This is a genomic window from Methanosarcina sp. A14, assembly GCF_001729375.1.
GTDB classification, from domain to species: Archaea; Halobacteriota; Methanosarcinia; order Methanosarcinales; family Methanosarcinaceae; genus Methanosarcina; species Methanosarcina barkeri.
The window spans coordinates 1-12856 of record NZ_LZPK01000024.1 but is presented as its reverse complement, the minus strand read 5'-3'; the positions used below and the strand labels follow the sequence as shown (position 1 = coordinate 12856).

Annotated in this window: 8 protein-coding genes; 4 read left to right on the top strand and 4 right to left on the bottom strand. The window is 39.0% G+C overall.

Translation table 11 applies throughout. The features are described 5' to 3' along the window. The first annotated feature begins 456 nt into the window (after window positions 1–456). Window positions 457–1236 carry a dihydromethanophenazine:CoB--CoM heterodisulfide reductase subunit HdrE gene (hdrE, locus tag A9239_RS01435; protein ID WP_048121583.1) on the top strand — a complete coding sequence of 260 codons (780 nt, stop codon included), beginning with the start codon at window positions 457–459 and terminating at the stop codon, window positions 1234–1236. Between the two features lie 4 nt (window positions 1237–1240). Next, window positions 1241–2470 carry a dihydromethanophenazine:CoB--CoM heterodisulfide reductase subunit HdrD gene (gene hdrD, locus A9239_RS01430; protein WP_048121581.1) on the top strand — a complete coding sequence of 410 codons (1230 nt, stop codon included), beginning with the start codon at window positions 1241–1243 and terminating at the stop codon, window positions 2468–2470. 556 nt (window positions 2471–3026) lie between these two features. Here the strand turns inward: hdrD and A9239_RS01425 are convergent. Both A9239_RS01425 and A9239_RS01420 read right to left on the bottom strand, forming a co-directional pair. Beyond that, window positions 3027–4814 carry an ATP-binding protein gene (locus tag A9239_RS01425; RefSeq protein WP_369815385.1) on the bottom strand — a complete coding sequence of 596 codons (1788 nt, stop codon included), beginning with the start codon at window positions 4812–4814 and terminating at the stop codon, window positions 3027–3029. A 529-nt stretch (window positions 4815–5343) separates the two neighbouring features. After that, on the bottom strand, window positions 5344–6678 hold the full coding sequence (locus tag A9239_RS01420; protein WP_048121577.1) for a DNA double-strand break repair nuclease NurA: 1335 nt from the start codon (window positions 6676–6678) through the stop codon (window positions 5344–5346). Window positions 6679–7643: 965 nt separating this feature from the next. On the opposite strand from A9239_RS01420, the gene A9239_RS01415 reads away from it, so the two are divergent. Both A9239_RS01415 and A9239_RS20010 read left to right on the top strand, forming a co-directional pair. After that, window positions 7644–7856 (top strand): hypothetical protein, encoded by a 213-nt coding sequence (locus A9239_RS01415; RefSeq protein WP_048121575.1) that lies wholly within the window; start codon window positions 7644–7646, stop codon window positions 7854–7856. A gap of 1178 nt (window positions 7857–9034) precedes the next feature. Then, window positions 9035–9649, top strand: a complete 615-nt coding sequence (locus A9239_RS20010; protein ID WP_230628930.1) for a restriction endonuclease — start codon at window positions 9035–9037, stop codon at window positions 9647–9649. Window positions 9650–10789: 1140 nt separating this feature from the next. Here the strand turns inward: A9239_RS20010 and A9239_RS01405 are convergent. Both A9239_RS01405 and A9239_RS01400 read right to left on the bottom strand, forming a co-directional pair. After that, a complete protein-coding gene (locus A9239_RS01405; protein ID WP_048121573.1) occupies window positions 10790–11167 on the bottom strand; it encodes a hypothetical protein in 378 nt (125 codons plus the stop codon). A 62-nt stretch (window positions 11168–11229) separates the two neighbouring features. After that, window positions 11230–12594: an NAD-dependent succinate-semialdehyde dehydrogenase gene (locus tag A9239_RS01400; RefSeq protein WP_048121572.1), complete on the bottom strand. Its 1365-nt coding sequence runs from the start codon at window positions 12592–12594 to the stop codon at window positions 11230–11232. Window positions 12595–12856: the final 262 nt, after the last annotated feature.

Below are 12856 nucleotides of genomic sequence, written 5' to 3'. Positions count from 1 at the left end.
TTTTTCAAAAGGGTTGCGGACAAGCAGTTTTTTTAAAAAGCTTGTTTGAAAAGGTTTGTACTTTACTTTCTCTTTTCCTGCACTTTTACTTTTTACTTTTTTGTCGCTTAATTTCTTACTTTGCCGTCCAGAAGAATTCTATAAAATCTTTATATAATCTATATATTATAATTTTAATATTATTTCTTATACTTTCACTTTTTTCTTTCTCGCTTGATTACTTCCGCTCAACTCATTTTTGCGACTCAGTGGGCTTTTTAATCTATTGTTTAATAAAGATAATGTTTAAATATAATAGATACAAAGACTAAAAGACTATACAAACCTTATGTAGACAGTCGCTACGGCTATCATTCTGTCTTTACTATCATTGATGTCCTGTAACATGACAATTGTAAAAGCAGTATTAATTCCCAGTTTTTGATCCATACATAGGAGGAATAAACTATTAGTGAAATGCTTTATTTTTCTGGGCTTTCGGATGCATTAAGGATGACGTTTGTCCAGATTATGATATTCAGCGCAATAGCTTTTGTTATTTTCTTATATGGTCTGATAAGTGACTTCCAGAAATGGGGGACAGGAGTCACAGGTTATGCTCTTGAGCCTCAGGAAGGAAAAAAAGGAAGTGCAATCACATTCTTAAAAACTTGGTGGAATCAGGTAACAGCAGAATCTCATCATCATGGAGAATCTATTCTGTCGATTCTAATCCTTGACATTCTCTTCCAGAGAAGAATTCTCAAGAGAAGTCCTTTCCGCTGGGTCATGCACCTATTTATTTTTGGGGGCTGGATGACCCTATTTGCTCTGTCAGGGATGATGTTTGCAGTTGAAATGATCGAAAAGATCGGAATCGCACTCCCGTTCACCCCCGCCGAGTTTAGAGATATGCTCTCAATTCCGAATTACATCTTCGGGTATATCCTGCTTATCGGAGTTCTTGTAGCATTAGTAAGAAGACTGTTTGTCTCTGAAGTCAGGGAAGCTTCCATCACATATGATTGGGTTTTGATCGGAATAGTTTTCTTAGTTACTATTTCCGGTTTTATCGCCGATGGAATTCGAACAGGCTTTATCTGGAGCTTTGGGCTTGATCCCTCAGTAGCACCACCGGCCGCTCTCTTCCATTCCGTATTTTCCCTGATCTTCTGTATCGCATTTATACCATACAGTAAATATATTCATGTAATCGCCATACCGCTTGCACTGCTTGCAAACAAAGGAGGCGAATAAAAATATGGCAAAACGTGATCCTTCAATCGATACGAAGAATCTTACCGCAGTCCAGCTCATGGAGCTTGACGCCTGTGTTCGCTGTGGTGAGTGTGTAAAATGGTGTCCGACTTATGCCGCTTCCGGCGGGAAACCAGGATTAGCTCCAAGAGACAAGATCCTGCGCTGGAGGCAGTACATGAACAAATCCTATGGAATTAAAGCAAAACTCTTTGGTCCACAGGAAGTTCCTCAGTCAGAACTTGAAGAATTTAAAGATGATGTCCATGGTTGTACCACATGTGGTGTCTGTGCAACAGTTTGTGAAGCAGGTATTAACACTGTGGAACTCTGGGAAGCTATAAGGACAAATCTTGTAACGAAAGGTATAGGTCCTTATGGGAAGCAGAGCGCGTTCCCAAAACTTACTGGCCAGTACCATAACCCTTACATGAAGGACCAGAAAGACAGACTTGCCTGGGTTCCTCCAGATGTGAAAATAGAAGACAAAGCAGACATTGTCTATTTCACTGGCTGTACTGCAGGGTACAATCAGCTCGCTTTGGCCTTTGCAACATCACGTGTGCTCAACAAGCTGGGCATTAAGTTTACCATGCTTGGTGAAGAGGAATGGTGTTGCGGCTCAGCCCTTATCAGGACAGGCCAGATACATGTCAACGATGTGGCTCGTGAACTTGCAAGACACAATGTAGAGGCACTCCAGAAGAAAGGTGCTAAAAAGGTTTTGTTTGCATGTGCAGGCTGTTTCCGTGCTGCAAAGATCGACTGGCCCAGGCTTCTTGGCACAGAACTGCCTTTTGAGGTTGTTCACATTACACAGTTCCTTGCAGACCTGATAAAAGCGGACAAAATTAAATGGGAAAAGTCTATCAACAAGACGATTACCTACCACGATCCCTGCCACCTTGGCCGTCACGTTGGCGTCTTTAATGCTCCCAGGTTTGTGCTTTCCAATATTCCGGGTGTTAAGTTCGTTGAAATGGACAGGTCAAGGGAATTCCAGCGTTGTTGTGGAGCTGGCGGTGGTGTAAAAGCAGGTATGCCTGATCTTGCTTTGTCAATGGGAGAAGCCAGAGTTAAGGATGCTCTTGAAACCAACGCGGATATCCTCTCGAGTGCGTGCCCCTTCTGTAAGAGGAACCTCTCGGATGGTCGTGATGCCCTCAAATCTGATATTGTTGTAGAAGACATCATCGAGCTGGTTGCAGAGGCTCTTGGCCTTAGCACCTCATAAACGTGAAGATGAAGGCTGGATTTCCAGCTTTCTTTATTCTCTTTTTTTCTCTTTTTTCTCTTTTTACCAAAGAAGGCAGGAAGGCCTCTTCCTCGAAATTTCGTGTTTTATCCTGAAATGATTTCGCAGATTCAAAACCATTTGAAAGTTCAATACGTGATACAGCAGCAGATGACTCAAAAGATTAAATGTTGAATAAATTTCAGCTACATTTGGTAATGTAGAATGATTCTGTAATATGAAACAAATTCGAAGTTGAAGTGAAATGGTGGTCATCAGTATACGATAGATCATTGTGATATCAGAAATTAAAAGAGAAAAATAATTTTGGGATAAAATAGATTATAACAGATTATTACACTTTTTTTTCAATAACTTACTTTGCAACCTAATTCACATTCAGTTTATAATGTTTCAAATTTTCATGCTGTCGATTTTTATCATGTCTGAATCCTGTACTGCACAGCCGAAGAACTTTCTCAGTAAACTTGCTGATGTTCATCAAATCTGATGAAATTTCCTCAGTAAACTTGTTGGTCATCAAACCTGATAATGATCACCGATGCCGGACTACACAATTTGAAAGCCCGATTATTTCCACAATATCACTGTTATCCGGGGAATGAATTATCATCTGTCCTTTTTTAAGATAAGGAATTCTCCGCTCATATTCTTTAGGAACTTTTAGAGATGTAATAGCTGCGTCATTGTTGAGGTTAAGGATCAGTTTCGTATTTATCTGCTTGAAAACCGTATCATCGATATCCTGAGGGTCCTGAGTAATTAAGAAAAGGCCCAGTCCTTCTTTTCGGCCCTGACGAGCTGCATCTGCAAAACGTGAAATAATAAGGCGAGAGTGTTCCCCATTTGCATTTGAGAGATACCGATGAGCCTCATCCAGTGCAAGAATGATTGGAGTTTCTTTAATTGCTTCCTTTCCCGTCGTACTTAATTTGTTGTCCACGATCAGGCTCATGATTGTGAGTACTATGAGATCGCGGATTCTCGGAGCACTTATATATTCAGTCGGGAAAACCGAAATCTGCCCTGGCTTAAAAATTTTATCCACAAGGTCAGTAATTGAAGTCGCATCCCGGTCAAAGACTTTTGAGAAAAAGTGACTTCTTACTCTTCTTACAATCCCATCGTATGAGGACTCATGCAGCTTCCCGCTGTCAACATAGTAGGAACGGGTACCTTCATTCTCAATATGGTTGATGAAATTCTGGTAAGTATGGGGTACACTTGACTTGAAGAAATCTCCAAGAAGCACTTCAAGCCCGATATACTGGAGTTCTGACATTCCGGCTGCTGCAATAAGCCAGGAATTGTGTTCTACAAGTGAAAAAGGAATTGTAAATTCAATCTGCTCGGCTCTGGATTTATCCCCAGGATATCTTTGCCCATCGACTTTTGCCACGAAAGCCTTTGTAGAAAGAACCCGGCCATAGGTTACATTTTCGGATTCAAACCGGAATTTATCGTCCTCAGTGAGGTTTTCGTTGTCCTCGAAAAACTGGGAATACTCGTCCTGAGGGTCCATAATTACCAGGCAGGGATTTTTCCGTGCTTTGCTAGGAGAACCCCGTAGTCTGTACCTGTTGTTTTCATTCATGAACTGGCGGAGGATATTCTTAGAGAGGAACGTTTTTCCTGTTCCTGTGCTCCCGCAAATAAGCATATGCCTGAAAATAAGGGGGTCGCCCATGGAATAATCGTTTCTCAGGTAATATGCTACCGTTTCGGGCTCGGAATTGGTTTTTAGAAGCTCGCCCCCTACACTCAGGTGGCCGAGAAAGATTCCGTTTTCAGGAATGTTAAGTCCTGTCTGGACTTCAAGCCTGTCAGTAACAGGCAGGATAGGAGTGTTAGGGTGAGGAATCCGGTCTGCCATCCGCCGGGTGAGTTTGCCTTCGGCTTTTCGGTAAAGAATACAGAGCGGATCAAGGCAGGCAAGGAACTTGTAATCGTCTTCATTTACAGGGTTTCCACGGGCACTGAGCATGCGTCTTGAATGAATTTCAGTTGCATCGTCTACCACAAACTCCTGCCTGTACTGGAGTTTTCCCACCCTGGCAAAGAGTTTTTCTCCGTTTTCGTAAGGCACAACAACATATGTTCCCAGCCTTATCTCATCCCGTCGAGCTGATGTAATGTAACCGGTGATTACAGCTCCTGAAGGAGTCAATTCAAGGGGCTCTATGCCTGTAGTGACAATCCCGAAAGCTTCTGAAACTGGAGAAGCCTTCAGGACATTATCATCACATCCGGCAAAGCCTTCAAAGGGGAAATCTTCCTTTCCGGAACTCCCGAGAACTTCGGATTCAAGAGATAGATCTGAAATAGATATAGAATCATTTTTAGAGACAGGCTTAGATACAGGAGTAGTTTTGGGCAGAGAGGAAGATTTAAAAATCGATTTTGCAGGGCTTGAAGGAACATCAGATTCAATTTTGGATTCTGTTTTTAAAATATGATCTGATAAATCATTCCGACAATCTTTACATAGATTATCAGATGATGAAGCTTGCAGTATTTCCTCAGTATCGGGTGTGAGTATAGAGGTAGCCTGATGAGAGGTGACCAGGTCGGGAACATCTTCAACGGAATCTGCAGTCTTGCTCATATTCTTGTTTTCAGGATTGATCTCATCAGGACTTTCTTTTCTTGGCTCAGCAAGACTTTCCTTTCTTGGCTCAGCAAGACTCTCTTTTCTTGGCTCAGCAAGACTTTCCTTTCTTGACTCAGCAAGACTCTCCTTTCTTAGCTCAGCAGGGATTTCCTTTGAACCTGCATTTTCTTCCGTTCCTGAATTGACAGGAGCTGGCTCCTTTTTTGGTTTTTTAGAGTTAAAAGTAAAAATGTCGACATTTTCATATTTCATTAATCTTATTCCACCGGGTGTCATTGTAAGTAGTATCGGGATTCATATTTTCAAAGAATTTATCAATCTCTTCCCTCTCTACTTTCCTGATTTTTGCCAGATGGTCTGCTTTTGTGAGGGTAAGAGGAAAACCATACAAAGAAAGGTCAAAGAGCACTTTTTTGGTCATTTGCATGCGGAGAAATTCGTCTTTAACAAGCCCATATGGAGCTTCGACCTTGAAGACCACATCTTTGTAGGGTACGTAAAGCATGAAAAAACAAAGAGCATAATCTTCAGGCGAGAAATCGTGCCTGAGTTCCTGCTGGAGAGGATCTGCGGCTGCAAGGGGTGAAGTTCCGTTAAGCAATTTTTCGTAAAACCTGTTGGGCTGCAAAAACCAGTTAGTGTAAGTAATGTAATCATTTTTGGAACCGTTGTGCTTGCCGTTCTTCCTATTGTTTTTTGAATTTCGTCCCCCATGTCCTGAAGCGTTGTCAACTTTTTCCAGGGAGAGCAGATTTTTGAAAAACTGCGAATCCAGCATCCAGGGAAGGTCGAAAGCGTTTCCTTTTTTCCGGACGCTGTCCATAATCTGCATGTCAATTGGATTTTTCACAAACCCAATTACAGGCTGCCGGTTTTTCAGGAAATGGTCCATTATATCAATGTAATTCTGGAGGATTTTTCGGGCATCGTTGTTCTGTCGGACTCTCACGTCCTCGTCGTCCAGCACCATCCAGTACATTAGCTGTTTTGGATAAATCGGCCCGTCCATTATGAAAAAACTCTCAGGCTTTATTCTGTCTTTCATGAAAAGAATGTGTTCGGATTCTGCCAGGTACATGGCAAAACTGTGCACCATGTCAGAAGCTTTTCTTTTTAACTCGTCAGGCGCGATTGTAACCAGTTTTGCCCTTCCAAACCCTTCATCGAAGGTTTCCCAGCTTGCACTAGCCTGCATGGATACTCTCTGAGAAGAAGAATAAGCGGCGCATACGATTGTTCTGAATCTCTGAATATCAAGATTAGTAGGCGTTGAAGCCAGCCCACAGTGGCAGAAATCTACAAAAAGCCCGCTGTCATAAGTCCTTGGATTTGTACTTCCGCTATCGCAGGCATAAGTAAGAGGATACGGGTCTTCGCCCTGCGCCATCAGTTGAGTCCTTACAATACCTCGAAAGAGCCTGCCTATAGCTTTAAGAATGACCTTCCCATCGAGACTCAGCTCCTCAAGCAGAGAATAGATATCCGAAGCCGTTTTTACCTCTTCAGACTCAAACGAGCAGTCAATCTTTTTTGCAAGCTCCGAGATCTTATGCATATGCACGGGCTCAAGGGTCATGGATAAAAGATACTTTGAGGAGTCTTATATATTTATTGAATGGAAAGAGGGAAATGGAGTGCTTTACTGGAAAATGAGTGAGGGAATATACAACTTTTTTCCATGAGAATTTTCTCAAGTGATAAGCCAAAAAATGGAAATAGCAAGTAACTGATACTGCGATTCCAAATTAGGTTCACAAAACTTGACTTTTAAACTTATTTCCCGATTACAAATTTCCCAATAGATAATGAATTTATTACATAGAGAGTACAGAAGGTCACGAATACCCCTCCTTTACAAGCTATCCAACAATTGCTTTCAGAAACAAAATAATTCCTTCTTTTTTAAGGTGGCCGCCCACAATTTGATTTTTTTAGCGCATTTGGTATTAGTGGTGAAAGTCATTTGATGAAATTACATTTTGATTCTGAAAAAAATCTTGTTCAGATTTCAGGGAATCTAAAGACTTAATGTGTAAATTACTCTATTCAAAAAATCGCTATCGGGCAAATACTCTCGCTTCGCTTTCCTTAACTTTATATGTTGTGGCGACATATTATAAAAGGTTAGAAAAATAACGCAAAGTAGCTTCAACGAAGATATCAAAAAACAGGAAAATTATAGTGAAGAGTAGCTATCAAAACTACCACATAATGATAGCTACTTTCAAGAACGGTGAGACAAAAGAAAGCAGATCTTTTGTCGTATGCAGTGTTACTCTATTTACTTAGTAACTTAGTAAGTAACTAGTATATATTACGTACAGCTTGGTTATTAAGGTTTTCTCTTAACATTGCATACAATAAAATCTGTTTTCTCTTTTGAGTTCTTGACGAATCGATTAGTGAATACTTTATTTCAACGGAGATCAAAATGAGTAAACTTGAATTTTCATTGACAGTCAAAGGGGAATTTTCTGTAGGAAATTTCTTTCAATCCATATTGGATTTTTTTGGCTTATCTGGAAGGTGAAGAAAAGGAAAATGAACCGAAGGTTTCTCTCTACTGATAGGGAAGAAAACACGGTTTATTTTGTGTTTCTGGATTTAGTATATATCCATATAAAATTGATAAAAGATGAAGTTGAGCCTGAACAGGAGGGAATGTTAACTTCCCTCTTTCTAAATTTTACACGTATGGATTTTTTAGCGGTAAAATCATTTGTTGTATCCTTAAATGATTTTGCACATCAATAAACATTTGAAAGTCTAATGTACTATACAGCGACAGGCGACTCAAAAGGTTAAACGTTGAGTAAATTCTAATTTCATTTTTAGTAGTGTAGAATAGGCTCTGTTCCAAAATCTAGTGATTTTTGCATTTCTTGATTGAAAATCTTAATTAACAAGAAGAATCCGGTATTCATCAAAATCAATATTCGACATCTTAAGACTTCAACCTCTGAGTTATATCACATGGACTGTGGCTAATTACAAAATATAGTGATTTTGAATTTTACATTTATCACTGGATTTTGGTACTGAGTCTATTTTTTCCTTCCGACTTTAAAGAGTTAAATCTAAAAAATTCCCTTTTTCAAGGGGATTTCTTAAAATCAATTTTTCAGATTTGGTGTTTTACTTAGAATTCACCTTATTCTTCTCCTCCAATGTGCTTCAAATTATGGACCGAGGTTTCTGCTAAGTTAGATCCTCACCTGAAATCATATTTTGTATGACCTTTAACGAAACCGCAGACGAGTCCAGTCTCTGGAGAATACTCGATATATGAATTGTCTTCCTGAACAATGCCTATGATTGTGATGTTGTCGGAAGTAGAGGTCAGATTTTTACAGGCTGACATTTGAGTTTTTAACATTTGTCTTGAATGATGCAGTAACCGATCAAATGTCCTATATTTCGATATCTACTGGAGTGATCTAGTTTAAAAAAGCATAACCAAAAGCATAACCAAAAGAATAACCAAAGGCAGAACCAAAAAACAGATAGTCAATCAAGTCGACCTGCTTTTTTAAGTATTCAATTCTTACTTGCCACAGAACAATTGAATTTAGCATTGGGAGCAGTCTTTTCAAACGACAGTATATTTATATTAAGTTATTCTTTTAATTGGTAAATTGCTCCCAGATTTGATTTCCTTTCGTTAGAGAGGTATTTCTGTATCACACTATGCAAATGTCATACTAAATAAATACAAATTTTCACTAAAATTTTAAAAAAGTTTGAGACCTCTCCGAAAACCAAAAATTGTCCCGTAATTTAGAGTCTATCCGAAAAGTGGTTATCCACTGTAACTTTTACAATAGTAGGATGTAAAGCCGGAATGGATACTCTTATATTATAGATTTATTGTGACTTTTCAACATGCATCATAGACTTTCGGCAGGCTCTTAAAAACAGAAGGAAGTACATTGATGAAAATCGGAAAGAGAGGAAAAAAAAGAAAACAACATCACTTTATTACTGGAACATTTAAAATTGTGTTATATCTTTTACTAAAATCAATAAAGTTACTGTTTAGTCTCCCAATTTACTTACTGAAAGCAATATGGCAACTGTTTAGTTTTTCAATCCACTTACTGAAATCATTGTGGTTATTTTTCAGTTTCTTAATCCACTTACCGTGTAGGCTTGTAAAGCAAATTTTTAAAAAACCATCAAAACTAGAACTACCCACGTTAGCCGAAATTGATGAAATGGATGGGTACAAATTTGAAGAATTTATGAAATACGTTTACGAACAGCTAGGATATTCAGTCTATCACACTCCATTTTCAGGTGATCAGGGTGCAGACCTTATTCTAACGTCAAAAGGAAAAACGAGAATAGCTGTTCAGGTCAAACGATACTCGGGTAAGGTATCAAACAGTGCAGTACAGGAAGTTGTAGCTGCAAAAGGTTTTTACAAATGCACCGAAGGTATAGTAGTTACAAATAGTTATTTTACCGACTCTGCCAAACAATTAGCTGAAGCGAATCTTATTGATTTAGTTGATAGAACTGGACTTGAAAAGATGATTAAAAGATGATTAATACTATACTGAGTTAAACTTTGAAAGTGAACCAAGTTTTAATGTGAGCTGCTTGCTTTTGCGTGACTTCGTTAAGCTGGCTATCTATTCGTCCTTCCGGCTTAACTGATCTCTATAAATATATCTGTTTTCTCAGGTTTTCAATTCTTATTTGCTACAGAACAATTGAGTTTGGAAAAGTATAATTAAGAAAAATATGCATAAAGTAAATGATTTCTTCACTGGATACCTATTATCAGAATTCCATCACAGTTTATTATTTTTATATGGTAACATGAGTATTATTATTTCAAATGATATGATATTTATATTAAGTTGCTCATTTAACCGGTACGTTACTTCAAATTTGAGTTGTCTTTCTCTAAAAATATATATTGTTGCTAGACCATGAATATTTCATACTAAACAGAGGCATCATATACAAAAAATAGACATTTCATACTAAACCGAAGTAATTCTTATAAAAATTTTAATAAACTCCGAAAATTTCATGAAAAACAGAAAATCGCCCCGCGACTTAGAGCCCGTACGAAAAGTGGTCATCTACTGTTATTTTGAAAATATAGAAGATGTAAAGCCGGAATGAATGCACGAATATTTAAACTGATTATAATTATTACAACATCCGCTTACTGACTTTTCGAATAGCTCTATTCTCGAATAAACCTAAATCAATATCTGTTACCCTTACTAATGGTAACAATATTAATACTAATTAAGGCATATAATTACATAGCCAAAGATTTCGTGGAGCTGGACTAAGTGAACCCGCTACGGTTAGAAAAGAAAATAGATGTGCTCAAAAAAGCAATAAACCCATTTACTGTTATATTCTGGATATTTGCATCTGTGACTGTAGCACTTACGTTGCTGGTGTTGAGACGAAAAAAGTCACCCTGATGAAAAATAATTTCATTTTTCTTTCCTTTTTATCCTTTCTTTCCTTTTTATCTTGAAAATTATGTCCTGCAGCCTCTAGTCATGGCCTAGCACCAGGCTAAAATCAATGTATAGAGGCTTTTTCGTTTTTTGTTCTTTTGGCAAAAATCCTGATTTCAATTGTCCCGGTATAAAGAATTGAGTCAAGTTTATACTATTTGCATAAAAAAATATTCAACCGCTTAAATACCTAAATGCTTAGTCAGGCTTACTCAATCTGCTTTTTCTTAACTCTTCTCTGATCTCTGCCAGTTTACCACGAGCAGAATTATATTCGTTTCTTAGATTTTCGATATCCACGGGTACGGTTTTCATCCTTGCCTCTACCAGTTCCCTCATTTGTTCATTTTCGATCTCGTCCGATAATTTGCAGCTTAAATCTTCTTTAATTTGTCCTACCTCTTCGAGATATTCATCAAATTTATTTACCGATTCTGTCAACTTTAATTCTCTAGCTACAGCTTCCAGACTCTCCAGTTCATCTATCAGGGCGTCTGCACTCCTATCCAGGTCATTCATCTTCTGTTCCAGCCTGGTTAATCTGGACATTACATCCTGCTCAGCTAATTCGGACAATATATTCCCCCCGTAAATTGAATCATAATTATATTAAGCAATATGGGCCTTAAAGCCCCTGTTTATCTGTTAACAACAACAGTTTTTATATTCACAAATTCCTTTAGCCCATAGTGTGAAAGTTCTCGCCCCACCCCGGATTTCTTGGTCCCGCCAAAAGGAAGCCTCGGATCGGATTTGATCATTCCATTAATAGATACAGACCCGGATTTTATTCTTTTTGCCAGTCTTTCAGCCCTATCCAGGTTTCCTGACCAGATTTTCGCCCCGAGCCCATACTCAGTGGAATTTGCAATCTCCACGGCTTCATCCTCATCCTTTACCGTGATCACCGGGGCAATTGGCCCGAAAACCTCAGTCCTGCATACTTCCATATCCGTACTAGCTGCAGGAATGGTGGTCGGCATGAAGAAAAAACCCTTTTTATGTTCTTCTCCATAGACGTGAGGTTTTGCACCTTTCTTTTTTGCGTCTTTTAGTACTCGCTTAAGACTCTCGAGAAATTCCTTCTTTGCAAGAGGCCCAATATCGGTTTCCTCATCCATAGGGTCTCCTATTTTCAGTTCCTGCACCCTGAGTTTAAACGACTCGATAAAATCCGCAACAACATCTTCTACGACAATCAATCGTTTGGCAGCAGTACAACTTTGTCCGGCATTTAAAAAGCGGGACTTTACAGCTGCCTGAACAGCCCTCTCGATGTTAGCATCCTCAAGCACTATGAAAGGGTCCGAGCCTCCAAGTTCCAGTACTACAGGTTTGATACCTCTCCCTGCAAGTTTCCCGATTTTCGAGCCTGCACCTGTGCTGCCTGTAAACGAAACCCCGTCCACCAGTTCTTCTTTAAGAATCTGCATGGCAGTCTTGGAGTCAATTAACAGAGTATTAAAAACGTTTTCAGGAAATCCGGCCTCAAGGAAGATATTTTCGATTTCCAGCGCCGATTTTGGCACGTTCGAGGCGTGCTTGAACACACAAACATTTCCTGCACACATCGCAGGTATTGCAAACCTGAAAACCTGCCAGAAAGGGAAATTCCAGGGCATGATCCCGAAAATCACTCCAAGAGGTTCAAAGGTTACATAACTTTTCTCAGTTCCGATATCCACAATTTCGTCTTTCAGGAGTTCAGTCGAGTTCTCTGCATAATAATCACAGAGCCGGGCGCATTTCTGAACCTCGTTCTTGGACTGCCTTACAGGTTTCCCCATTTCTTTTGTAATAATTTCAGCATAAGTATCGGTACTCTCCCGAAGAATCTCGACAGCAGTTTTAAAATGTTTCGCCTTTTCCTCTACAGGCAGTGAACTCCATATCGAAAAAGCAGCTCTGGATTTCTCAATACGGGCTCTGCATTCCCCAATAGAAAAGGAATCATAAGCCCAGTTTACTTTTTCCGTATAAGGGTTAATGGATTTAAGTTTCATACTCTTCCCCAAAAAAGAGTTATTAGTAGTATTGAGATTTCAAGTATTATAAATTAAGGATAAATAAAATTAGAAGAGGGAGAAATATGTTAAATTTGAGCTGTAGATATTTTATGGGAAAGGATTGCCTGTCTATTCAAATAAACTTGTGTAGAATTTGCAGTTTCTACTTCGAGGTCTCAGCATGATGGTTATATGTTTTTTCAGATATTTTCCAGCGAATATTTAGAGGGAGAAATACCAAAGGCATATTCTCACATAC

What these genes read in the sequence shown, in the direction of transcription:
- hdrE (WP_048121583.1), top strand. Translation starts at nt 457, where the DNA reads ATGCTTTATTTTTCTGGGCTTTCGGATGCATTAAGGATGACGTTTGTC.
- hdrD (WP_048121581.1), top strand. Translation starts at nt 1,241, where the DNA reads ATGGCAAAACGTGATCCTTCAATCGATACGAAGAATCTTACCGCAGTC.
- A9239_RS01420 (WP_048121577.1), bottom strand. Translation starts at nt 6,678, where the DNA reads ATGACCCTTGAGCCCGTGCATATGCATAAGATCTCGGAGCTTGCAAAA.
- A9239_RS01415 (WP_048121575.1), top strand. Translation starts at nt 7,644, where the DNA reads ATGAACCGAAGGTTTCTCTCTACTGATAGGGAAGAAAACACGGTTTAT.
- A9239_RS20010 (WP_230628930.1), top strand. Translation starts at nt 9,035, where the DNA reads ATGAAAATCGGAAAGAGAGGAAAAAAAAGAAAACAACATCACTTTATT.
- A9239_RS01400 (WP_048121572.1), bottom strand. Translation starts at nt 12,594, where the DNA reads ATGAAACTTAAATCCATTAACCCTTATACGGAAAAAGTAAACTGGGCT.